This window comes from Pseudophaeobacter sp. A-200-2 (assembly GCF_041008815.1).
Taxonomy (GTDB): Bacteria; Pseudomonadota; Alphaproteobacteria; order Rhodobacterales; family Rhodobacteraceae; genus Phycobacter; species Phycobacter gallaeciensis_A.
On record NZ_JAXGFU010000002.1, the window covers coordinates 167,062 to 188,931 of the forward strand.

At 61.3% G+C, this 21,870-nt stretch carries 22 protein-coding genes; 16 read left to right on the forward strand and 6 right to left on the reverse strand.

Annotation, left to right across the window (positions count from 1 at the left end; genetic code table 11):
- Positions 1-43: 43 nt before the first annotated feature.
- Positions 44-1,330 carry a homoserine dehydrogenase gene (locus tag SM766_RS03370; protein WP_065270927.1) on the reverse strand — a complete coding sequence of 429 codons (1,287 nt, stop codon included), beginning with the start codon at positions 1,328-1,330 and terminating at the stop codon, positions 44-46.
- A 135-nt stretch (positions 1,331-1,465) separates the two neighbouring features.
- Positions 1,466-1,732, reverse strand: a complete 267-nt coding sequence (locus tag SM766_RS03375; protein WP_368946938.1) for a hypothetical protein — start codon at positions 1,730-1,732, stop codon at positions 1,466-1,468.
- A 130-nt stretch (positions 1,733-1,862) separates the two neighbouring features.
- Between SM766_RS03375 and SM766_RS03380 the strand changes: the two genes are divergently transcribed.
- Positions 1,863-2,450 carry a TetR/AcrR family transcriptional regulator gene (locus SM766_RS03380; RefSeq protein WP_274867327.1) on the forward strand — a complete coding sequence of 196 codons (588 nt, stop codon included), beginning with the start codon at positions 1,863-1,865 and terminating at the stop codon, positions 2,448-2,450.
- A 53-nt stretch (positions 2,451-2,503) separates the two neighbouring features.
- Here the strand turns inward: SM766_RS03380 and SM766_RS03385 are convergent, their stop codons facing one another.
- Positions 2,504-3,415 carry a pirin family protein gene (locus tag SM766_RS03385; protein ID WP_368946939.1) on the reverse strand — a complete coding sequence of 304 codons (912 nt, stop codon included), beginning with the start codon at positions 3,413-3,415 and terminating at the stop codon, positions 2,504-2,506.
- Between the two features lie 194 nt (positions 3,416-3,609).
- Between SM766_RS03385 and SM766_RS03390 the strand changes: the two genes are divergently transcribed.
- On the forward strand, positions 3,610-4,101 hold the full coding sequence (locus tag SM766_RS03390; RefSeq protein ID WP_368946940.1) for a hypothetical protein: 492 nt from the start codon (positions 3,610-3,612) through the stop codon (positions 4,099-4,101).
- Positions 4,102-4,170: 69 nt separating this feature from the next.
- Here SM766_RS03390 and SM766_RS03395 read toward each other — a convergent pair whose 3' ends face one another.
- Genes SM766_RS03395 through SM766_RS03405 form a run of 3 tightly spaced genes read right to left on the reverse strand, consistent with a single transcriptional unit; the run spans position 4,171 to position 6,959 of the window.
- Positions 4,171-4,767: a TadE/TadG family type IV pilus assembly protein gene (locus SM766_RS03395; RefSeq protein WP_274832402.1), complete on the reverse strand. Its 597-nt coding sequence runs from the start codon at positions 4,765-4,767 to the stop codon at positions 4,171-4,173.
- A 3-nt stretch (positions 4,768-4,770) separates the two neighbouring features.
- A complete protein-coding gene (locus SM766_RS03400) occupies positions 4,771-5,295 on the reverse strand; it encodes a TadE/TadG family type IV pilus assembly protein (RefSeq protein ID WP_274838323.1) in 525 nt (174 codons plus the stop codon).
- An 8-nt stretch (positions 5,296-5,303) separates the two neighbouring features.
- A complete protein-coding gene (locus SM766_RS03405) occupies positions 5,304-6,959 on the reverse strand; it encodes a TadE/TadG family type IV pilus assembly protein (protein ID WP_368946941.1) in 1,656 nt (551 codons plus the stop codon).
- A 341-nt stretch (positions 6,960-7,300) separates the two neighbouring features.
- On the opposite strand from SM766_RS03405, the gene SM766_RS03410 reads away from it, so the two are divergent.
- The 14 genes from SM766_RS03410 (at position 7,301) to nrdR (ending at position 21,852) form a co-directional block, all read left to right on the forward strand.
- On the forward strand, positions 7,301-8,731 hold the full coding sequence (locus SM766_RS03410) for a Glu/Leu/Phe/Val family dehydrogenase (RefSeq protein ID WP_368946942.1): 1,431 nt from the start codon (positions 7,301-7,303) through the stop codon (positions 8,729-8,731).
- A 317-nt stretch (positions 8,732-9,048) separates the two neighbouring features.
- A complete protein-coding gene (locus tag SM766_RS03415) occupies positions 9,049-10,302 on the forward strand; it encodes a sarcosine oxidase subunit beta family protein (RefSeq protein WP_065270918.1) in 1,254 nt (417 codons plus the stop codon).
- A gap of 72 nt (positions 10,303-10,374) precedes the next feature.
- Positions 10,375-10,644 carry a sarcosine oxidase subunit delta gene (locus SM766_RS03420; RefSeq protein WP_065270917.1) on the forward strand — a complete coding sequence of 90 codons (270 nt, stop codon included), beginning with the start codon at positions 10,375-10,377 and terminating at the stop codon, positions 10,642-10,644.
- 2 nt (positions 10,645-10,646) lie between these two features.
- Positions 10,647-13,592, forward strand: a complete 2,946-nt coding sequence (locus SM766_RS03425) for a sarcosine oxidase subunit alpha family protein (RefSeq protein ID WP_368947112.1) — start codon at positions 10,647-10,649, stop codon at positions 13,590-13,592.
- Positions 13,585-14,130 (forward strand): sarcosine oxidase subunit gamma, encoded by a 546-nt coding sequence (locus SM766_RS03430; protein ID WP_368946943.1) that lies wholly within the window; start codon positions 13,585-13,587, stop codon positions 14,128-14,130. Before SM766_RS03425 ends, SM766_RS03430 begins: the two co-directional genes overlap by 8 nt.
- Before the next feature lie 37 nt (positions 14,131-14,167).
- Positions 14,168-14,530 (forward strand): hypothetical protein, encoded by a 363-nt coding sequence (locus SM766_RS03435; RefSeq protein ID WP_368946944.1) that lies wholly within the window; start codon positions 14,168-14,170, stop codon positions 14,528-14,530.
- 1 nt (position 14,531) lies between these two features.
- Positions 14,532-16,529, forward strand: coding sequence for a DNA primase (gene dnaG, locus SM766_RS03440; protein WP_274832407.1), 1,998 nt, complete (start codon positions 14,532-14,534; stop codon positions 16,527-16,529).
- Between the two features lie 132 nt (positions 16,530-16,661).
- Positions 16,662-18,656 carry an RNA polymerase sigma factor RpoD gene (rpoD, locus tag SM766_RS03445; RefSeq protein WP_368946945.1) on the forward strand — a complete coding sequence of 665 codons (1,995 nt, stop codon included), beginning with the start codon at positions 16,662-16,664 and terminating at the stop codon, positions 18,654-18,656.
- A 192-nt stretch (positions 18,657-18,848) separates the two neighbouring features.
- Positions 18,849-19,142: a hypothetical protein gene (locus SM766_RS03450; protein WP_368946946.1), complete on the forward strand. Its 294-nt coding sequence runs from the start codon at positions 18,849-18,851 to the stop codon at positions 19,140-19,142.
- Positions 19,143-19,400: 258 nt separating this feature from the next.
- Positions 19,401-19,709, forward strand: coding sequence for a hypothetical protein (locus SM766_RS03455; protein ID WP_368946947.1), 309 nt, complete (start codon positions 19,401-19,403; stop codon positions 19,707-19,709).
- A gap of 140 nt (positions 19,710-19,849) precedes the next feature.
- Positions 19,850-20,269: a hypothetical protein gene (locus SM766_RS03460; RefSeq protein ID WP_274867319.1), complete on the forward strand. Its 420-nt coding sequence runs from the start codon at positions 19,850-19,852 to the stop codon at positions 20,267-20,269.
- Between the two features lie 88 nt (positions 20,270-20,357).
- On the forward strand, positions 20,358-20,795 hold the full coding sequence (locus SM766_RS03465; RefSeq protein ID WP_274828253.1) for a hypothetical protein: 438 nt from the start codon (positions 20,358-20,360) through the stop codon (positions 20,793-20,795).
- A gap of 53 nt (positions 20,796-20,848) precedes the next feature.
- The gene (locus SM766_RS03470; protein WP_368946948.1) at positions 20,849-21,265 is read left to right on the forward strand and encodes a secondary thiamine-phosphate synthase enzyme YjbQ; all 417 of its coding nucleotides are present in this window, start codon (positions 20,849-20,851) and stop codon (positions 21,263-21,265) included.
- Between the two features lie 122 nt (positions 21,266-21,387).
- Positions 21,388-21,852: a transcriptional regulator NrdR gene (gene nrdR, locus SM766_RS03475; protein ID WP_065270909.1), complete on the forward strand. Its 465-nt coding sequence runs from the start codon at positions 21,388-21,390 to the stop codon at positions 21,850-21,852.
- Positions 21,853-21,870 lie beyond the last annotated feature (18 nt).

Sequence of the window (21,870 nt, forward strand, 5' to 3'; positions counted from 1 at the left end):
GTATTTCATGGTTCTGCCTTCTGGATGAGGGCAGGGCGTCGCCTCAGAGTTCTTCGATACGCAGGGCCACAGGCGCGCCATCGACGACGCCTGTGGCTGCCAGACCGGCAAGGGCATCGTCCAGCATGGCGCTGGTGCATTTGTGGGTCACGATCAGAACCGGGGCGATGGTTTCGGAATGGCCGTACTGGCGCATCCGGTCGATAGATACGCCAGCATCGCCAAGCGCCGCGGCAACCTTGGCCAGGGCACCGGGTTTGTCCTGAAGCGCCATGCGCAGATAATAGGGCGCGGGCAGGCCGGACATGGCCGAGGGCGCCTCCTGCAGGGTGGCGGCGGGCTGACCAAAGGTAGCAATGCGCAGACCCCGCGCGATATCGCAGATATCGCCGAGCACGGCGCTGGCGGTCGGACCCTCGCCGGCACCGGGGCCGCGCAGTACGATCTGATCGACGGCATCGCCTTCGATCACCACCATGTTGGTGCCACCTTCCAGCTGCCCCAGCGGCGAATTCGCGGGCACCAGGCAGGGGGCCATGCGCTGTTCCAGCCCGCGGGCCGAGGTCTGCGCGACGCCCAGAAGCTTGATCCTAAAGCCCATGTCGGCGGCGTGGCGGATGTCTTCGATGGCGATCCGCTGGATGCCTTCCAGTTGCACATCGTCAAAGGCCGGTTTGGTGCCAAAGGCAATCGCGGCAAGCAGCGCCAGTTTATGCCCGGCGTCGATGCCGCCCACGTCCAGCGTCGGGTCAGCTTCGAGATAGCCCAGATCGTCGGCCTCTTTGAAGACCGTTTCATAGGGCAAGCCGGAATGCTCCATCCGAGTCAGGATGTAGTTGCAGGTGCCGTTCATCACGCCCATGACGCGGGTGATTTCGTTGCCGGCAAGGCCCTCGGTAAGGGATTTGATAACCGGGATACCGCCTGCGACGGCGGCTTCGAAACGGATCACGCGGCCTGCGGCCTCGGCCTGTTCGGCCAGAGCCTGACCGTGGATCGCCAGCAGCGCCTTGTTTGCGGTGACAACGTCCTTGCCAGCGGCCAGCGCCGCCTCGGTCGCCTCTTTGGCAGCGCCTTCGTGTCCGCCCATCAGTTCGACAAAAACGTCGATATCGTCGCGTTTTGCCAACGCCACGGGATCGGTTTCCCAGGCATAGGAGGACAGCGAAACGCCGCGATCCTTGGTCGCGTCACGGGCTGATACAGCGGTGATCACAACAGGGCGGCCTGTGCGCGCCTCCAGCAGTTCGGCCTGGCGGCGGATGATTCTTACCACGCCGACGCCGACCGTGCCCAAACCTGCAATCCCAAGGCGAAGCGGCTCTGTCATAGCTGGAGATCCTTTGTCACATAATCTTTGCCCCGCCTTAGCGGGTTCGGCGCAGCGGTGCAACGGCGCCGGACCGAGTGGCGCCGGAAAGCGGTCTCAGAAAATGGAAAGGGTGGCGTCAGAGGCGCAAATGGCTCAGTTCTGCGCCTTCCTGAGCTCTTCTGCCCGGGCCTGCAGGCGCGCGGTGCGGGCCGCCATCTCCTGCTCTAGATCGCTGCTTTGCTCTTCGGGGACCGGCAGAGGGGTAACCAACTGGTCTACGGGCAGGAGCGGCGGATAACTGGCCGAGCGCATATCCGGCGACAGTCTGTCCTCGATTTCCGGCACCCGGGTACAGGCCGCAACCGCGATGACTGCAGACAGCAGGCCAAGAAGGGAGATATGGGTAAGGCGCAGAGGCATCATCGGTTCACGGAGAGTTGAAGCATCAGGCGGGTCCTTCTCGCTTACGTGTGGCTCCTTGATGCACAATTGCAGACAAGGGCACAAGCGGGGCTTTTATCTGAACAAATGTTCAGTTAGCTTTAAACGCATGGCACGTACTCAAGGCTCACACTCCGATATCACCGGTCCGCGCATTCAGTCGGCGGCGCTGCGGCTGTTTGCACAGCATGGCTACGCCGCCGTGTCGATGCGCCAGATCGCAGCAGAGGTCGGGGTGCAGGCCGGGGCGCTTTATAACTATACGCCCGACAAGCAAAGCCTGCTGTTCAGCCTGATGCAGCGCCACATGAGTGAGTTGATGGAGGCTTGGCAGGCGGATCCAGCGGTGGAGGACGCGCTGGGGGAGTTGGAACGTTTCGTGCGCTTTCACATTCGCTTCCATATGGAGCGGCCAGACGCGGTCTTCATCGCCTACATGGAGCTGCGCAACCTGTCAGATCAGAACTTCGCCGTCATCGAAACCATGCGCCGCAACTATGAGGACGCGCTAGAGGCGGTGCTGAAGCAAGGCGTGGAGGAGGGTGTGTTCCGGATCCCTGACACCAAGATCGCAACGCTGGCGGTGATCGCGATGCTGAATGGTGTCATGACCTGGTATCGCACCGGCGGCCGCCTGTCGTTGCAGGAGGTCGAGACGATCTACTGGGACATGGTGCGCAAGGCCGTCGCGGCCTGATCCGCCGGTTTGGCCTGCCCCCGGATGGATCGGAGGCAGGGTAGGGGCCGGGCTTAGTGCGCCGGTTTGATGAAGGTGCCGTTGTTCAGATCGCGGAAGGCCTGACGCAGCTCGGCCTGGGTATTCATCACGATCGGGCCATGCCAGGCCACCGGCTCTTCGATCGGCGCGCCGGAAATCAGCAGGAAGCGCAGACCTTCGGGACCGGCCTGAACGGTGATCTCTTCGCCAGTGCCAAAACGCACCAGCGTGCGGTCGCCGGACATGTCGCGGATGTGCAGTTCTTCGCCTGCGACTTCTTTTTCCAGCAGAACACCCTGTGGGCGGGATGCATCCACAAAGGCGCCTTGACCTTCGAAGACATAGGCAAAGGCGCGGCGGTAGGTGTCGATCTTGAAGGTCTTCTTGACCCCAGCAGGCACGAAGATATCGAGATACTGCGGGTCTGCGGCGATGCCATCCACCGGGCCGGTCTTGCCCCAGAACTCTCCTACGATGACTTTGACGCGGGTGCCGTCATCGTCGATGATCTCGGGGATCTCCTTGCCTTCGACATCCTGATAGCGCGGATCGGTCATCTTTTGGCTGGAGGGCAGGTTGCCCCACAGCTGAAAACCGTGCATCTGGCCGTTGATGTTTCCCTTGGGCATCTCCTGGTGCAGGATACCGGATCCCGCGGTCATCCATTGCACGTCACCGGCGCCCAGCGTGCCGGTGTTGCCCAGCGAGTCGCCGTGCTCCACGGTGCCGGAGAGCACATAGGTGATGGTCTCGATGCCGCGGTGGGGGTGCCAGGGAAAGCCGCGCATATAGTCCTGCGGGTGCTCATTGCGGAAGTCATCGAACAGCAGGAACGGATCCAGTTCGCTGGGGTCATGAAATCCAAAGGCCCTGTGCAGCTTTACACCGGCGCCTTCCATGGTCGGCATGGCGTTGCGGGTCTCGACAATCGGTCTGATGGACATTTGGAGTCTCCTGGCCTTTTCGCTTTGATGTACAGATAGAGGGGTTTGGGCTGCCCGCAAATCACGATGGTGGGAGAGGCACTGTGCGCAAATGCGCAATACCGGCCCGCCGAGGGTCGCATTGCATCGCAGGGCTGTTCGCCTGCGCCATTTCAGGCTATGCCGCGCTAGAGCACAGTGCAGGAGACAGGCGCATGAATGACGAGGTGGTGGCAAAGATCGAGGCATCCGGTCCCCGGCGTGTCATGGGAGTAGGGATGCTGGCTTCGGTGGGGGTTATCCTGATCTACGTGGCCTTTTCCACGCCGCCCTCGGCAGCCTGGCTGGTGTTTCTTCTGGTGGTTGGCTGCGCCGCCCTGTGGCTGGCGGTGCGCATGTGGCAGGCGACGGCCTATCGGATCGAGCTCACTGAAGAGGTGTTGCGCTGCACGGACGGGACCGAGATTGCACGGGTTGCGGATATCGAAACCATCGATCGCGGTTTCTTTGCCTTCAAGCCTTCGAACGGGTTTCTGATGCGCCGGAAAACCCCGGGTTCCCGCGCCTGGATGCCAGGCCTCTGGTGGCGCATGGGGCGCCGGATCGGGATTGGTGGGGTGACGCCGGGCTCGCAAAGCAAGGCTATGTCGGAAATCCTGGCGGCCATGATCGCCCGGCGCGATATGGGTGCTGACCTAGAGGGCTGAGCGCGCTGACACAGAGCGCGCGTTCTCTCCTGTTGTTATCTGACTAACCCGTTCCGGCCAGAGGCGGGTTCAGAGGCCCATCGAATTGTCGTTATGGCTGTTGCCGTTGGCCTTGTCTTCGACAAAGACGACCTGCGGCGCAAAACGCGGGCGGGTGAAGACGAAATTGTTGATGTCCATCGTCGGAATGCCGATGCGGAAGGCCGGTTCCACTGTGTTGTTGGTTTCCACCAGGATCACGCGCTCCTGATCGGGCATCGACGGCAGATCGTCCTTAACCAGATGGATGGTGGCATCGGTCCATTCCTCGTAGCCACCACCGCGCACTTTGGACCAGTCCACGTAATAGCTTTGGTCTGCTTCATCCCAGCGCACGACAGATACCCGCATTCCAAGCGAGCTGTCACCGCGGATCAGCAGCCCGGCCATGGCGTACATACTGTCCAGATAGGTGTCGTTGATATAATTGGTCTCGCGCGAGATCAGGTCTGAGATCGTGTAGGCCGCCTTCAGGTTCATGCTTTCCTGCCGGAAGGCATCAAAGAAGGTGTAAAAGGCCGCAAAGGTTCCCAGAAGAAGCGGCGCATAAAGCGCGAATTCAACCGAGACCGAGCCTTCGCTGTCGCGACAGAAGGATTTCAGGCGGTGACGCAGGGCTTTGAACATGGCTTACCTCGGTTCCTGAACGAAGGCTGACGCGGCAAAAAGGCTGACACGGCCGTCCGCATCCTTGCCCAGATCTCCGCCCAACCCCCAATCGGAGAAAATCGGACGGAATTTCATGCAGGCGCGGATCAGCATCAGCTCGTTGGACTGCCCGTTTGTGAATGTGCGCACTGGCTGCACGTCTTCGATGCGGCTGACGCAGTCGGGTTCGGGGTTGATGCCGGTCCAGTTAAAGGGGTCCTGGCTGACCATCTCCAGACGCAGGGAGGTGGCGCAATTCTCGATGAAGCCCGACAGGGCGCATACACGGTCGCGGATTGCGTCATGTTGCGCTGGCTCACCCGTTGAAAGGCGCAGCTCGCGTACCGTCTGATCCAGTGCCCGCTCCAACTGCGACTGGCGGATATTGACCAGACCCAGCTCAACGGTGGACATCAGGATCATCAGGAAGGCCGGGATGATGATGGCGAATTCCAGCGTGGCGCTGCCGTCGTCCTGACGGCGGAAACGCGTAAGGGCGGTATGCATGTGGCGGATCATTGGGTCAGCCTCAGCTGGCGGATGGAGGTGGCGATCGAGGCAAAGGCCTCGGAGATTTCCAGCCCGTCCACATCAAAGAAATGTGCGGGCGAGCTGGCGCAATCTTCCAGCACGCGGGTCCCGTTGCGCGGTGCTTCGAAGCCAACGGTGTAGATCATCACGCCCTTGTCCCGGGTGCGGTCGCAGATATTCTTGGTGTGCTGGTCTTTGGCTACGCGATTGTGGAAATACGTTCCGGCATTGTACCAGTCTGCCCAGGCGCTGGAACTGAACTCGTAGTTGTAGCGCGCGTTCCATGCGAGCGAGGCCCGTGCAAAAAGCTCATGGTACTTCAGCTGCACGGCTGTACCGGGCTCCGCCTCATCTCTGCAGTTGTAGGGATTGCCGTAGTAGTAATCGCATACAGTATGGGTGCCATTGCCGTAGGGGTGGTCGTACCAGTCGTTCTTGTGCGGCCAGTAGTAATTTTTCGTGCCATTGGAGTGGTAGACGGAGTAGCGCCCAGTTTCAGCGTTGTACCAGACATCTGACATGGTGCTGCGGCGCGAAGGGTTGATCATGTATTGGTTTGTGTTCTCGCCGTCGGACATCAGAATGATGATTTTCAGGGTGTCACCGTTGTTGTACTCGGTCGGGCGGTTCAGAAACTGCGCTTCGATCTCGCCATCGTCAATCAGTGAGTTGACAACCGGCCTCGCGGTCGGGTCCAGCAGGGCAGAGCCCCATTTCATGCCGATATCGATCGAGGTATTGCCCCAGGCTGTCAGCCCGTCGATGTAATTGTGCAGGGTGGTCGGATCGTTGGTGAAGGGCAGGATGGCCGATCCGTCACGTGTCGGGCAGACCGGGCGGGCGATCATGTTCTCAGAATAGGTGAACGGGTCGAAATGCGCTGTGCGCTCCAGCCGCTCGGCCGGGTCCAGCGTTGTCTTGGCGTATTGATCGTAGACGAAGTTCACGCAGTGCGAGTAGTTCCATTCGCTTGCCGGAAGGTCATCGAAGCCTGCGTTGTACTTGCTCAGAAGCGCTTCGCCCGCGTTGACTTGGGTGGCATAGGGAATGATCGAGATCGACAGGTTGTCGGTGTTGGTGTTCTGGGTGATCTGATCGATGAAACTATGCGCGGCGGACTTGAGGTTGATCAGCCGCCGGTTCGAGTTCATTGAGCCGGAGATATCCAGCACCATGGAAATCTCTACGCTGCCGATGGTCTCTTCGGCGCGCGAATTGGCGTACATCGGCATGTCACCGCCACCAGAGAACTTCAGCAGGTGGGCATTGAAGGTCGTGTTGATTGTGCTTTCGACACTTTTGTAGCCAAGACCCTGCGACACCTCAGGCGGCTGATAGTATTCTTCCATGCCGGCTTTGCTCAGGTAGTCCTGCACCACCACTTCGGGGGCCAGTGGCTGATCCAGATCGGCGGCGGCCAGCACCGCGCGGTCCAGCGTGTATTGCAGAACGGTGCGGTCGCGCTCCATCCGCATCAGGTCGATCCCGATGCCGCCAACGGCCAGCATCGCCAGAAAGAAGAAGATGGTCGGCGCGGCCATGGCACCGCTGTCGTCCCGTGCAAAGGCGCGCATCCGGGCCATCTGCCGGGTCAGGACGTCCTTACTGATATCTTTTGCGGCTCTGCGACGCACACTCATATTACACATCCCCTATGCCCGTTCTGTTTCGGACGACGGTCTTCGGCTTTTGGTGGCTGGCGTTTATGATTGCTTGGGGAAGATGGCGGAAATGGGGCGCGACAGGGGTAAAACCTTAACAATTGTTACCATCCGCTTAATCAATACTAGGTGAGGGGCGGTAGATTGTTTCGGTTTGGGAAAAAGTTCCTGCGCGGAGGAATATCGAATCACTGACCAAAAGGTGTCGAGCTGATTCTTTTGGGTGGGAATGGTCAAAAAGGTCGCATGCCTTAAACATCCGTGCATAGAGTTGCCTTAAGTTTCATCACGAGTCGCCCAGAAAGCACGGAGAAGCGAGCATGAGCAGCCAGAACGAACCCAGTTTCCGCGAGAGCGTCGATTTGATGTTCAACCGGGCGGTCTCCATCATGGACCTGCCGCCGGGGCTTGAGGAAAAGATCCGGGTTTGCAACGCGACCTACACGGTGCGGTTTGGCGTGCGCCTGCGCGGCAAGATTCATACCTTCACCGGCTATCGCTCGGTCCACTCCGAACATATGGAGCCGGTCAAGGGCGGTATCCGTTATGCCATGGGCGTCAATCAGGACGAGGTCGAGGCGCTGGCGGCGCTGATGACCTATAAATGCGCCCTGGTCGAAGCGCCCTTTGGCGGCTCCAAGGGCGGTCTGTGCATCGATCCGCGCGAATACGAAGAGCACGAGCTGGAGCTGATCACCCGCCGTTTTGCCTATGAGTTGGCGAAACGCGATCTGATCCACCCCAGCCAGAACGTTCCGGCGCCCGACATGGGCACCGGTGAACGCGAAATGGCCTGGATTGCCGACCAGTATGCGCGCATGAACACCACCGATATCAACTCTCGTGCCTGCGTCACCGGCAAGCCCCTCAATGCTGGCGGGATCGCTGGCCGGGTCGAGGCAACGGGGCGCGGCGTGCAATACGCCCTGCGGGAGTTCTTCCGCCACCCCGAGGATATTGCCAAGGCGGGCCTGTCGGGCCCCCTCGATGGCAAGCGCGTCATTGTGCAGGGGCTTGGCAACGTGGGCTATCACGCCGCCAAGTTCCTGAGCGAGGAAGATGGTGCCCTCATTACCGGGATCATCGAACGCGACGGTGCCCTGCACCGCGAAGAGGGGCTGGACGTGGAGGCCGTGCGCAACTGGATCGTCAAGCATGGCGGCATCTCCGGGTATCCCGACGCCACCCATACCGCCGATGGTGCCGCGCTTTTGGAGCAGGACTGCGACATCCTGATCCCGGCAGCGCTGGAAGGTGTCATCAACATGTCCAATGCAGCCCGCATCAAGGCGCCGCTGATCATTGAGGCCGCCAATGGCCCGGTCACCGCCGGTGCGGATGAGGTGCTGCGCGACAAGGGTACGGTGATCATTCCCGACATGTACGCCAACGCGGGCGGCGTGACGGTCTCTTACTTTGAATGGGTCAAGAACCTCAGCCACATCCGCTTTGGCCGTATGCAGCGCCGTCAGGAAGAGGCGCGTCACCAACTGGTGGTGGACCAGATGGAGAGCCTGAGCGAGGCGCTGGGCAAGACTTGGTCGCCAAGCCCGGATTTCAAACAGAGGTATCTGCGCGGTGCCGATGAGCTTGAGCTGGTGCGTTCCGGCCTCGATGATACCATGCGTATCGCCTACCAGTCGATGCGCGAGGTCTGGCATGACCGCGACGACGTGATGGATCTGCGCACTGCCGCCTATCTGGTCTCGATCGAAAAAGTCGCTGCTAGCTACCGCGCCAAGGGGCTGTAAGGGGCATTTCTCGCAAAGAGCTGATCGCAATCTTGCGGCGGGCCCTGTGCCCGCCGTTTCTGTGTGTGAGAGGCTTGCTGATGAGGCTACGGCAGTGTGGGAATTTGCACCTTGGTCCAGTTGCGTCACGATCTGTCGTATTGAGGACTAGACAGAACTGCCCAGAAAGGGTGCATTGCGGCCAGTGCGATGCGCGGTTCCGGGGCTTTCTGTCGAAAAAGGGGTAGGAGCCGCCCAGTAAAATCGCTAGCACTACGATAGAGCCTGCGGCGCCATACATGCGCAGCGAGGGCGGGACTGAAAGGTGGAGGTCACAGATGCGGTTTTCGGGTTGGCGGGTGCTGAAGGAAGGGCTGACCGGCAACAAGGGCTGGCGTCCGCATTGGCGCGATCCCGAGCCCAAGCGCGAATATGATGTGATCATCATCGGCGGCGGTGGCCACGGTCTGGCGACGGCTTACTATCTGGCCGCTGAGCACGGTATTACCAACGTCGCGGTGCTGGAGCGTGGTTATATCGGCGGTGGCAACGTAGGGCGCAACACCACCATCGTGCGCGCCAACTACTACCTTCCGGGCAACTCCGAATTCTACTCTCACTCCCTGCGCCTGTGGGAAAGCCTGGAGCAGGAGCTGAACTATAACGCGATGATGTCGCAGCGTGGGATCATCAACCTGTTTCACAACGACGGCCAGCGCGATGCCATCGTGCGGCGCGGCAACTCCATCGTCAATCAGGGCGACGATGCCGAGCTGCTGGATCGCGAAGGCGTGCGCCGCATGGCGCCTTTCCTGAACTTCGACAACAACCGCTTTCCGATCATGGGCGGTCTGCTGCAGCGCCGGGCCGGCACTGCGCGCCACGATGCCGTGGCCTGGGGATTTGCCCGTGGCGCCGATATGCGCGGGGTCGATCTGATCCAGAACTGCGAAGTCACCGGTATCGACGTTGAAAACGGACGCGTCACGGGGGTGCAGACCGCGCGCGGGCCGATCCGGGCCAAGAAGGTCGCGATGGCTGCCGCCGGGCGCTCCGGTCAGGTGGCGGCAATGGCGGGGCTGACCCTGCCGATCGAAAGCCACGTCTTGCAGGCCTTCGTTTCCGAAGGGGTGAAGCCGATCATCGACAACGTCATCACCTTTGCCGAGGGGCATCTGTATATCAGCCAGTCCGACAAGGGCGGGCTGGTCTTTGGCAGCTATCTTGATTTCTACAGCTCTTATGCGGCGCGGGGGAACCTGCCGATGGTGGAACACACTATGGAAACCTGCATGGCCATGGTGCCTGCGGTGGGCAAGGCACGGCTTTTGCGCAGCTGGGGCGGCATCATGGATATGACGCCGGACGGATCGCCCATCATCGACCATTCGCCCATCGACGGGCTCTATCTCAATTGCGGCTGGTGCTACGGCGGCTTCAAGGCAACGCCGGGCTCCGGAAATGTCTACGCGCATCTTATTGCCACCGACCGCCCGCATGGCGCGGCAACCCGGTTCAAACTGGATCGTTTCCGCACCGGCGTCGGACTCATGGATGAGGAGGGGACCGGTGCTCAGCATAACCTGCATTGACCCCGCGACGCGCCGAACAGCGGCAACACAGATGAACGGAATACGGATCAGAACCACGGGAGAGCGGCAGTCATGAGGATCACCTGCCCGAATTGCGGAGAGCGGGACCGCCGCGAATTCTACTATCGCGGTGCGGCGCTGGAGCAGCCCGCAGCGGATGCGGATCTGGACGTCTGGCACCAGCACGTGAACCTGCGGGAAAACCCGGCAGGCCCGCTGGAAGAGCTTTGGTATCACGAAATGGGCTGCGGCGCCTGGTTGAAGGTGCTGCGCAATACCGCAAGCCATGAGATCCTTGAGGTGACACTGGCCTCGGACGCGGGTCTGGGAGGTGCGGCATGAGTATGAGATTGCCCGGCAAGGGGCTGGTCGAGGGCGCAAAGCCGGTCACCTTCTCCTTCAATGGTCGCCACATGATGGGGCTCGAAGGGGACACGCTGGCTTCGGCCTTGCTGGCCAATGGGGTGCATCTGGTGGGCCGGTCGTTCAAATACCACCGCCCGCGTGGCATCCTCACCGCTGGCAGTGAAGAGCCGAACGCGCTGGTCACCGTGGGCAGCGGCGAATTCGCCGATCCCAATGTGCGGGCCACCACGCAGGAGCTGTTCGAAGGGCTGAGCGCTAGCAGCCAGAATTGCTGGCCTTCGGTCGAGACCGACCTGATGGCGGTCAATGATCTGGCGGCGCCGTTCCTGGGCGCGGGGTTCTACTACAAGACTTTCATGTGGCCGGCAGCCTTCTGGGAAAAGCTGTATGAGCCGATGATCCGCCGCGCGGCGGGGCTTGGTGCACTCAGCGGCGCGGCCGATCCGGATTGCTACGAAAAGGCCTATGCCTTCTGCGACCTTCTGGTGATCGGATCGGGGCCTGCGGGTCTGATGGCGGCGTTGGTGGCGGGGCGCGCGGGCGCCGATGTGATCCTGGCCGAAGAGGACAGCCGCATGGGCGGGCGTCTTCTGGCAGAACAGGAAGACATCGACGGCAAGCCTGCCAACCTCTGGGCAAAGGACGCTTTGAAAGAGCTGTCGGAGATGGACAATGTGCGCCTGATGCCGCGCACAGCAGTGACCGGCGCCTATGATCAGGGCACCTATGGCGCGCTGGAGCGTGTCGCCCACCACATGCCGCGCCGTCATTCGCTGAAGGAATGCCATCTGCCGCGGGAATGTTTCTGGCGTATCGCCGCCAAACACGCGGTACTGGCGGCCGGCGCGATCGAGCGTCCGGTTGCCTTCCGCAACAACGACCGCCCAGGCATCATGACCGCCAGCGCGGTGCGGGCCTATCTCAACCGCTGGGGCGTTGCCCCGGGGGAGCGGGTTACCATATTTGCCAATAACGACGATGCGCACCGCACCGCCCGTGATCTGGCGCAGGCAGGCGTGCATGTCGCGGCGCTGATCGACAGCCGCCACGATGCGCCGGGAAGTGATCTCTTCCCGGTAATGAAGGGCGCGCAGGTCTGCGATGCAGGCGGGCGCAAGCGGCTGGAAAACATCACCGTGCGTTCTGTCGCTGGTGAGGAAAAGATCCAGACAGATTGCCTCGCCATGTCGGGCGGCTGGAACCCGTCGGTGCATCTGACCTGCCATCTGAATGCCCGCCCGGTCTGGCGCCGCGATATCGCCGCCTTTGTGCCGCGCGAGGGCAGCGTGCCGGGTCTGGTGACAGCGGGGGCCTGCAATGGCGAGTTCTCCACTGCCGGTGCCCTGCGCGAAGGCGCTGCAGCGGCAAGTGCTGCGCTTGAGGCGCTGGGCCTCAAGGTGGTCTCTGCGGATTTGCCGCAGGCCGAGGATGATCCCTATCGCATCACCCCCTTGTGGGCGGTGCCGGGCAAGGGGCGCGCCTGGCTCGATTTCCAGAACGACGTTACCGTCAAGGATGTGAAACAGGCCGCCGGGGAGAACTTCCGCTCGGTCGAGCATATGAAACGCTACACCACCCAAGGTATGGCGGCCGATCAGGGCAAGAATTCGAACGTGGCGGCGCTGGCGGTACTGGCTGATGCTACTGGGCGCAGCATCCCTGAAACCGGCACAACCACCTTCCGTCCGCCTTTCGTGCCGGTCAGTATCGGTGCCATGGGCGCGGGGGCCGAGGGGCAGGGCTTCAAGCCGCAGCGCCACCTGACCTCGCATCAGGCAAGCGAGGAACGCGGCGCGCAGCAGCTGGAAGTCGGCCTGTGGTACCGGGCCGCTTATTTCCCGAAACACGGGGAGACGAACTGGCGTCAGTCCTGCGACCGCGAAGTCACATATGTGCGCAATCATGTGGGCATCTGCGATGTGTCGACCCTGGGCAAGATCGACATTCAGGGCCCCGACGCGGGCAAGCTGTTGGATTACGTCTATACCAACATGTTCTCGACCCTGAAGGTCGGGCGCACGCGCTATGGTCTGATGCTGCGCGAAGATGGTTTTGTTATGGACGATGGCACCACCGCGCGGCTGGGCGACGAGCATTTTGTGATGACCACCACCACCTCTGGTGCCGGTCAGGTGATGGCGCATCTGGAATATGTGATGCAGATCCTGCGCCCCGACTGGGATGTGCGCATTGCCTCGGTCACTGAGCAATGGGCGCAGTTTGCCGTCGCCGGTCCCAAGGCACGGGCGCTGCTGAATGGTCTTCTCGACAGTGAGATCGACAGCGAAAGCTGGCCCTTCATGGCCTGTGGCGAGGTCTCGGTGATGGGTGTCGCGGGGCGGCTGTTCCGCATCTCCTTCAGCGGCGAGGAAGCCTATGAACTGGCGGTTCCGGCCCGCTATGGCGATGCCCTGTTCCGCGAGTTGGTCTCGCGCGCGGAGGCCGCAGGCGGTGGCGCCTACGGCATGGAGGCGCTGAATGTCCTCAGGATCGAAAAGGGCTTTATCACCCATGCCGAGATCAACGGCACCGTGACCGCCTTTGACCTTGGTTTGCAGGGCATGATGTCCAAGAAGAAGGACTTCTTTGGCAAGCCCATGTCCCAGCGCGAAGGATTGATGGCAGAGGATCGTATGCAGATGGTCGGCCTCAAACCCGTCGGCGCGGTCAAGCAGTTGACCGCTGGGGCGCATCTGTTCAATCCCGAGGACCCGGTCGAGCGGGTGCACGATCAGGGCTATGTCACCTCGGCCGGGTTCTCGCCCACGCTGGGGTATTCCATTGCACTGGCCTTCCTGACGAAGGGAGCGAAACGGATCGGCGATACCGTGCGTCTGGTCGATCACATGCGTGGCATCGACACCCTGTGCGAAGTGGTTGAACCGCAATTCTATGACCCAGAAGGAGAGCGTGCCCGTGGCTGAACTGACTGCAAAAAGCTCCTGTGACGGTCTGCTGCCGGTCACCGTTGGCGCCCTGAAGCTGAGCGAAGAGGATCTTGGCCATCTGACCACCATCGCGGTGTTCAACGGTAAGGATCAGGCATTGGAGGCGGCGCTTGAGGCCGCCCATGGCATGAAACTGCCAGCGCCGGGACGCAGCACCGGCAAGGCGGGCAGCCGAGCCATCTGGTTCGGTCGGAACATGGCGCTGCTGGCCGGGCCTCAGCCAGATGCGACGCTGGCCGACCATGCTGCGCTGACGGATCAAAGCGATGCCTGGGCCGTGGTGCGGCTTGAAGGGGCTGGGGCTGAAGATGTCCTGGCTCGGCTGTGTCCTATCGATCTGCGCGTGCAGAGCTTCAAGCGCGGCCACACTGCGCGTACCGAATTGCGTCACATGATGGCTTCGGTCACCCGCATTGGCGCGGACAGTTTCCAGATCATGGTGTTCCGCTCTCTGGCGCGCACGCTGGTGCACGATCTGAAAACAGCCATGGAAGCCGTCGCCGCGCGGGGGTAGTCTTCCGGGATCACCAACTGATTCCCGGAGCGTATCTATGATCCGCATTCTTCCCGTCGCGACCCCTGTCGCAGCCATTCTGGCTGCCTTGCTCGCCGCACCGTCCTATGCCGCTGAAAGCAAAGAAGAAAGCTGCAAGTATCAAGGGCAGGTAATGGCCGCCGTGCAGCAGGCGCGGATGGACCGGGTGCGGCAGGAAAAGGTGGAACAGACGATTCTGGCGGACAATCCCGACTGGCCGAAACAGTATTCCAAGGCGATCCCGCAGCTGACCGCGCATGTCTACTCATTGAAGCGCCGTGATCTGCGCAAGGTGGACCTTGGCGCCACCTTTGAAGAGCAGTGCCTGGAAAACTGGGATCAGATCCAGGCGATGAAAAAACAGCTACAATCGAACTGACATGTCCCTGCCGCCCGGTTTTCTGGATGAATTGCGTACCCGGACCAGCCTGACCGCGGTGGTCGGGCGCAAGGTCATGTGGGATCAGCGCAAATCCAACATGGGCAAGGGCGACATGTGGGCGCCATGTCCGTTTCATCACGAAAAATCCGCCAGTTTCCACGTCGATGACCGCAAGGGCTTCTACTACTGCTTTGGTTGTCAGGCCAAAGGTGATGCGCTGAAATTCGTGCAGGAAACCGAAAACGTCGGTTTCATGGAGGCGGTTGAGATCCTCGCGGGGGAGGCGGGCATGGAGATGCCCCGGCGCGATCCGCAGGCGCAGCAGAAACAGGATCGCCGCAGCCAACTGGCCGAAGTGATGGAACAGGCGGTGCAGTTCTTCCGCCTGCAGCTGAACACCCAAGGCGGCACCGCCGCACGCGCCTATCTTGCTGGGCGCGGGCTGACCGGGGAGGCGTTGGAGCGCTGGCAGATCGGCTTTGCTCCGGATGGCTGGCAGGGGCTTTGGGATCACCTGCGCGGCAAAAGCGTGCCCGAGGACCTGATCATGGCGGCTGGGCTTGCCAAGCCCTCAAGCAAGGGCGGCAAACCCTATGACACCTTCCGCAACCGGATCATGTTCCCGATCCGCGATGCGCGGGGACGGGCGATTGCATTTGGCGGGCGGGCGATGGACCCTAACGACAACGCCAAATACTTGAACTCTCCCGAGACCGAGCTCTTTGACAAGGGCCGCAGCCTGTACAATCACGGCCCGGCCCGCGCCGCCGCTGGGCGGGACACGCCACTGATCGTGGCCGAAGGCTATATGGATGTGATCGCTTTGTCAGAAGGCGGCTTTGCCTCCTGCGTGGCGCCGCTGGGCACGGCGATTACCGAAAATCAGCTGCAGATGCTGTGGCGGATGTCGGATGAGCCGGTGATCGCCCTTGATGGCGACAAGGCGGGTATCCGCGCCGCCATGCGGCTGATCGATCTAGCGCTGCCGCGTCTCGAGGCCGGGAAATCCCTGCGTTTTGCGATCATGCCGGAGGGCAAGGATCCCGACGACATGATCCGCAGCGAAGGCCCTGCCGCGGTGCAGGCGGTGCTGGATCAGGCGATGCCGATGGTGAAACTGCTGTGGCAGCGCGAAACCGAAGGGCGGGTGTTCGACAGCCCCGAACGCAAGGCGGCGCTGGACAAGGCGTTGCGCGAAAAGATCCGCCTGATCCGAGATCCCTCCATCCGCCAGCACTATGGCGAGGATATCAAGGAGCTGCGCTGGCAGCTGTTCCGCGGCAACCGTCCGCAGCGCAGCGAAGGGTTTTCCCCGACGGGCAGCAGCCCCAAGGGCGGGCGAGGCTTTCGCGACGGAGCGCGACCGCCCTGGCGCGGACCGGGAGCGGTTCTGACCCCACTGGCCAGCACCCGCAGCTCGCTGCTGGCCGGATCGGATGAGGCAGGCCTGGCCCGCGCACGTGAGGCCGTCATTCTGGCCACCGTGATCACCACCCCTTCGGTGGTCCATGAGTTCGAAACCAATCTGGAGCGGATGCTGTGCACCGATCCGGATCTGGCGGCCCTGCGCGACATGGTCCTGCGCTATGGCATCGACGCACCGGAGCGGCTGAAAGAAGAAATCGAATACAGCCTAGGCCCGCACGCTCTTGAAAATCTCTTTGCCCTTCGCCATGTGGCAATTATCCCCTGCCTGCGCAAACCCGGCGATGCTGAGGCTGCCCGGCTGACACTGGCCGAAGAGTTCCCGAAACTCGAAGCCCTGCGCGGGCTGGACGCGGAACTGGCCGAGGCGGAGGAGGACCTGAGCGGTCTTGCGGACGAGGCTTTGACCTGGCGGTTGAAGCAGGCCGCCGAGGCGCGGAACAGGGCCGTGCGAAGTGAAAATGAAGACAGGGCACAATATGACGTTGGCGAGAACGGCGCCCGTCTGGATCGCGAGGAACGCGATGCATTTGGCGCCCTTCTGGACCGAATCGGCTTTTCCGAGAAATGACACACCTTTGGACAAAAGGGTGTTTTCCTAAGGAAGAGCGAAAGAAAATTGGGTAAACGGGGTGACGAATCAGAAGTTCGCGCTAATGATTCGCGATACCCGAATCGCCCCAGCCTCTTAGAGGAGCATTGAATGGCCGCCAAAGACACCGACGACCGCAAACCTGACGATCAGGAAGCCGAAATCTCTCTGGACATGAGCCAGGCCCAGGTCAAGAAGATGATCGCGGAGGCCCGCGAGAAGGGGTACATCACCTACGATCAGCTCAATCAGGTCCTGCCGCCGGATCAGGTCAGCTCGGAACAAATCGAGGACGTGATGTCGATGCTCTCCGAAATGGGCATCAATATCATCGAGGACGAAGAGGCCGAAGAGGAAGAGCAGAACAAAGGCTCGACCGAACTGGTGACGACCGAATCCAACCGCGAAGTCGCGGTGGCCGGGGCGGCTGCGGAAAAACTGGACCGCACCGATGATCCGGTCCGCATGTATCTGCGTGAAATGGGCTCTGTCGAACTGCTGAGCCGCGAAGGCGAGATCGCCATCGCCAAGCGGATCGAAGCCGGCCGGAATACGATGATCCTGGGCCTCTGCGAAAGCCCGCTGACCTTCCAGGCGATCACCATCTGGCACGACGAACTTCTGTCCGAAGACATTCTGCTGCGCGATGTCATCGATCTTGAGGCCACCTTTGGCAACCAGATGGACGAAGAGGGCGAGGTCAGCGAACCGGTGGTGAACACCGGTGCGGTGTCCGATGCTGCCAAACCCGCCAAGGAAGACAAGGGGCCCGAACTCGACGCCGACGGCAATCCGATTGCCAGCGATGACGACGATGACGAGGACGAACAGGCCAACATGTCCCTGGCCGCGATGGAGGCTGCGCTCAAGGATCGCGTGCTGACCACGCTGGAGCAGATCTCCTCGGATTACGCTCAGCTGAGCGAAATGCAGGACAGCCGGATTTCGGCCACTCTGAATGAGGACGGATCGTTCAGCGCGCAGGACGAAAAGACCTACCAACAGCTGCGGTCCGAGATCGTGGAACTGGTGAATGGTCTGCACCTGCACAACAACCGTATCGAAGCCCTGATCGACCAGCTTTACGGCATCAACCGCCGCGTGATGCAGATCGATAGCGCCATGGTGAAGCTGGCTGACCAGGCCCGGATCAACCGTCGCGAATTCGTCGAGGAATACCGTGGCCGCGAGCTGGATCCGAACTGGCTGGCGGATATGTCCGCGAAACCGGGGCGGGGCTGGCAGATGTTCATCGAACGCTCCACTGACAAGGTGGAAGAGCTGCGCGCTGACATGGCGCAGGTCGGCCAGTATGTCGGTCTCGATATCAGCGAATTCCGCCGCATTGTGCAGCAGGTGCAGAAGGGTGAAAAAGAGGCGCGTCAGGCCAAGAAGGAAATGGTCGAGGCGAACCTGCGTCTCGTGATCTCCATCGCGAAGAAATACACCAACCGCGGCCTGCAGTTCCTCGACCTCATCCAGGAAGGCAACATCGGCCTGATGAAGGCGGTGGACAAGTTCGAATACCGCCGTGGTTACAAGTTCTCGACCTACGCCACATGGTGGATCCGTCAGGCGATCACCCGCTCCATCGCGGATCAGGCGCGCACGATCCGGATCCCGGTCCACATGATCGAGACGATCAACAAGCTGGTCCGCACCGGCCGTCAGATGCTGCACGAAATCGGCCGCGAGCCGACGCCGGAAGAACTGGCTGAAAAGCTGCAGATGCCGCTTGAGAAGGTCCGCAAGGTGATGAAGATCGCCAAGGAGCCGATCAGCCTCGAAACCCCGATCGGGGACGAGGAAGACAGCCAGCTGGGCGATTTCATCGAGGACAAGAACGCGGTGCTGCCCCTGGACAGCGCCATTCAGGAAAACCTCAAGGAAACCACCACCCGGGTTCTGGCCTCGCTCACCCCGCGCGAGGAACGGGTTCTGCGGATGCGTTTTGGCATTGGCATGAACACCGACCACACGCTCGAAGAGGTCGGTCAGCAGTTCAGCGTGACCCGCGAACGGATCCGTCAGATCGAAGCGAAAGCGCTGCGGAAGCTCAAACATCCCAGCCGCAGCCGCAAGCTGCGCAGCTTCCTCGATCAGTGATCAAAAAGGCGCCCCTCACGGCGCCTTTTTCTTTGTTCCGAAAGGCGTTGAATGCCCTTCCCGTGCAGGCATCTCGCGGGAAGGGCGACGGGCCTGCGCACGTCGTTAACCATCTCTTTACCCTGATCCTTGCCCTTGGCGGGGGAGCTGCGTAAACTTTTGGTTAAGGAACTTTGCATTTCGGGGGAAATGATGTCTGCAAACCGGGGAACCACCGCCGCTCTGAGTGAACTTGAGGAAAAGCTGCTGCATCTCAAGAACCTGACCGAGGCCAACCAGTTCATGCTGGAGGTTCTGAAGGATCAGGGCGAACGCTTCCAGGAAATCGACGGCGATACCGCGCGCAGCATGCTGCGGGAGCAGGCACGAAGCCGGTTCAGCCCGACCAAGGGAAAGACGCCGAAACCCGAAGTTCTGGCCATTCTGGAACAGACACTCGGCACACAGCAAAGCGCGCAGATCATTCCCTTTCCCAAGCGCAACTGATCCCGGCCCGTCAGGGGAGCTGGATGTGCAGGCGGCTGCATACCCACTGCGGAATGCGAGCTAAAGCAGCTCTTTGCTGATCTTCTCTAAGTGAGGGCGCCGCCCCTTGGTTCTGCCTGCGGGGATCCCTATGTTTGAGAAAACAACGGATTTCCTGCCATGAAGAATTTTCTATCTAGCCTCGGGTGCGCCCTTTTTCTCCTGTCTCCCTCCGTCGGGCAGGCCTTCACGCTTGCCAATGGGGTGCAGGTGAATGCCGTGAGTGACACGGTGTTCGAAGTCGTTCCGCGCAGTTCTGGCACTGTTGAGGAATTCTGGTGCGGGGCCTCCGAATATGCCCGCCGCGTGCTTGGCGCGGATTGGCGCGACCCGATTTATGTCCTGCGTGGGCGCGGTGAAAGCGTCACCACAGGTAAGCGGTCTGCCGTGCAATTCACCCTTTCGGCTGATCAGGTCGCCGGGCTGGGCGCGGATCGCGGTTGGTTCACCTTTGGCATCCGTCCCGGCGACTCCATGTCGGTCCAGCAGGCCAGAACCTATTGCAACCAGCGTCCGATCCGTCCCTGATACGCAGGCCGGTGGGCGCGCCACGTTCGAAGCGACAGATACACGAGAGCGTGATAGCCCCGGGGCTGGCGCGAAGCGGGGCTGGCCCTAGGATCATACCGTGTCAGGAATAGAACTTGACGGTATTGGAGGGTGTCGCAATGGCGCGAAGATTTTCATTTGCAGTGGTCGTCTTTTCGGCCTCGGCGGCTCTTGGCCTTGCCGGGGCGGCTGACGCCTTTACCAGCCGCAAGTCGGCGCGGGTCAACCCGGTATCGGAGCAGGTGTTCGAGGTCGTTCCGATCGCAGGCGGGACCGGATTGGACTATTGGTGTGGCGCTGGGGATTATGCCGTGCGTGCGCTTGGCGCGCCGATGTCGGCAATGGTTTATGTGTCCCGCGCCATGGGACCCAGCGACACGACCAACCGCCGCTCTGCGGTGCAGTTCACGCTCGATGCGAATATGCTGGCGGGAGCGGAGCCTATCACTAATCCGCCGATCAACCGCCTGAACGTCGGCGATGCGATGCAGGTGCGCGCAGCCCTGTCATTCTGTCACCAATTGCCGACGGGTTTCTGACCCGCTGACGGGCGCTGGCGAACCGGCTGAGGTCGCCGAACAGCGGGCCTGTGCTATACTTCTGGTGACGCAACAGGGGAGTAGACCGATGAAACCGATGTTCTGGCCTGCCTTGGCCTTTGCGACAGCCCTTGCGGTGCAGCCTGTTACCGCGCAATCCGTCTCGGTGCAGGCCTGGTGGTCTTGGAACCGCCACGAAGTGCTGCCTGTCGAAGAGGGTGTCTGGGAAGTGGTGAGCCGGGTCGGCACCTCGGCGCAGGATTACTGGTGTGGGATCGGGGATTTTGCCATATCGCAGCTGCGTACCAGCGCCACCCAGCGGATCTATGTCTGGGAGGGCGTCGGCCCTTCGGTCAACCGCCCCGGCAGAAAATCGGTGAAATTCGCGCTGACCCCACCGCCGGGAGCGAGTACGGAAAAGGGGTATTCCCTGTCAGTGAAAAAGCCGGGCTATAACCTGAACGCCGCCACCGCCCGCAACTATTGCTATGACCGGTTCGACGATCCTTTCTTCCGGCGCCCCTGATCACTTCATAGGGGCACTTGTGAAGCAGCGCGTCCTGCGGCAATGCTGTCCTCATGCAAACCGAATTTCAGATCGAAACGGCCGGGCAGGGCCTTTACGAATTCACCCGCGATATTCAGTCCTGGGTTGGGTCCTGCGGTATGCGGCAGGGGGTGCTGACGTTGTTCGTGCGGCACACTTCCTGCTCCCTGCTGATACAGGAAAACGCTGACCCCGAGGTGCAGACGGATCTTCGGGCCTATTTTGCCCGACTGGTGCCGCCCAGCACGGACCCGTCGATGTCTTATCTGCGCCATACCTACGAAGGCCCCGATGATATGCCGGCCCATATCAAGGCAGCAATGATGCCGGTCAGCCTGTCGATCCCGGTCACGGATGGCGCGGCTGTTCTGGGCACCTGGCAGGGGGTCTACCTGTTTGAACACCGCGACGCGCCGCACCGGCGCAAGGTTGCGGCGCATCTTGCCTGAACTGCTTGATCTAGCGGTGTGATTTCGCCTCTACCCAAACTGTTGAGGCTGTCCTATAGTTGTGGATAACTGCGCCGGGTCAGGCGCAATCTACAGGCATTGATCATGAAGGGGACTGGCTGATGCGCTGCCCGTTTTGCGGAAATATCGATACTCAGGTCAAGGATTCGCGCCCGGCAGAGGATCACGTGTCGATCCGTCGCCGCCGCTTCTGCCCGGCCTGTGGCGGGCGTTTCACCACCTACGAACGGGTGCAGCTGCGCGATCTGGTGGTGGTCAAGACCAACGGCAAACGCGAAGACTTCGACCGGGACAAGCTGGAGCGCTCAATCCGCATTTCGATGCAGAAGCGCCCGATCGACCCCGAGCGTATCGATCAGATGATCTCGGGCATTGTCCGCCGCCTTGAAAGCATGGGCGAGACGGATATTCAGTCCAAGAAGATCGGCGAGATCGTCATGGAGGCCTTGGCCCGGATCGACACCGTCGCCTATGTGCGCTTTGCCAGCGTCTACAAGAATTTCCAGGCCGCCGATGATTTCGAGGACTTCGTCCACGAGCTGCGCCCGCACCCCCCGGAAGAGTGATCACCCCGATGAGCCGTT

Bases quoted from the DNA above. Each gene is read 5' to 3' on its own strand.
- SM766_RS03370 (WP_065270927.1), bottom strand. From the start codon at position 1,330: ATGACAGAGCCGCTTCGCCTTGGGATTGCAGGTTTGGGCACGGTCGGC.
- SM766_RS03375 (WP_368946938.1), bottom strand. From the start codon at position 1,732: ATGCCTCTGCGCCTTACCCATATCTCCCTTCTTGGCCTGCTGTCTGCA.
- SM766_RS03380 (WP_274867327.1), top strand. From the start codon at position 1,863: ATGGCACGTACTCAAGGCTCACACTCCGATATCACCGGTCCGCGCATT.
- SM766_RS03385 (WP_368946939.1), bottom strand. From the start codon at position 3,415: ATGTCCATCAGACCGATTGTCGAGACCCGCAACGCCATGCCGACCATG.
- SM766_RS03390 (WP_368946940.1), top strand. From the start codon at position 3,610: ATGAATGACGAGGTGGTGGCAAAGATCGAGGCATCCGGTCCCCGGCGT.
- SM766_RS03395 (WP_274832402.1), bottom strand. From the start codon at position 4,767: ATGTTCAAAGCCCTGCGTCACCGCCTGAAATCCTTCTGTCGCGACAGC.
- SM766_RS03400 (WP_274838323.1), bottom strand. From the start codon at position 5,295: ATGCATACCGCCCTTACGCGTTTCCGCCGTCAGGACGACGGCAGCGCC.
- SM766_RS03405 (WP_368946941.1), bottom strand. From the start codon at position 6,959: ATGAGTGTGCGTCGCAGAGCCGCAAAAGATATCAGTAAGGACGTCCTG.
- SM766_RS03410 (WP_368946942.1), top strand. From the start codon at position 7,301: ATGAGCAGCCAGAACGAACCCAGTTTCCGCGAGAGCGTCGATTTGATG.
- SM766_RS03415 (WP_065270918.1), top strand. From the start codon at position 9,049: ATGCGGTTTTCGGGTTGGCGGGTGCTGAAGGAAGGGCTGACCGGCAAC.
- SM766_RS03420 (WP_065270917.1), top strand. From the start codon at position 10,375: ATGAGGATCACCTGCCCGAATTGCGGAGAGCGGGACCGCCGCGAATTC.
- SM766_RS03425 (WP_368947112.1), top strand. From the start codon at position 10,647: ATGAGATTGCCCGGCAAGGGGCTGGTCGAGGGCGCAAAGCCGGTCACC.
- SM766_RS03435 (WP_368946944.1), top strand. From the start codon at position 14,168: ATGATCCGCATTCTTCCCGTCGCGACCCCTGTCGCAGCCATTCTGGCT.
- dnaG (WP_274832407.1), top strand. From the start codon at position 14,532: ATGTCCCTGCCGCCCGGTTTTCTGGATGAATTGCGTACCCGGACCAGC.
- rpoD (WP_368946945.1), top strand. From the start codon at position 16,662: ATGGCCGCCAAAGACACCGACGACCGCAAACCTGACGATCAGGAAGCC.
- SM766_RS03450 (WP_368946946.1), top strand. From the start codon at position 18,849: ATGTCTGCAAACCGGGGAACCACCGCCGCTCTGAGTGAACTTGAGGAA.
- SM766_RS03460 (WP_274867319.1), top strand. From the start codon at position 19,850: ATGGCGCGAAGATTTTCATTTGCAGTGGTCGTCTTTTCGGCCTCGGCG.
- SM766_RS03465 (WP_274828253.1), top strand. From the start codon at position 20,358: ATGAAACCGATGTTCTGGCCTGCCTTGGCCTTTGCGACAGCCCTTGCG.
- SM766_RS03470 (WP_368946948.1), top strand. From the start codon at position 20,849: ATGCAAACCGAATTTCAGATCGAAACGGCCGGGCAGGGCCTTTACGAA.
- nrdR (WP_065270909.1), top strand. From the start codon at position 21,388: ATGCGCTGCCCGTTTTGCGGAAATATCGATACTCAGGTCAAGGATTCG.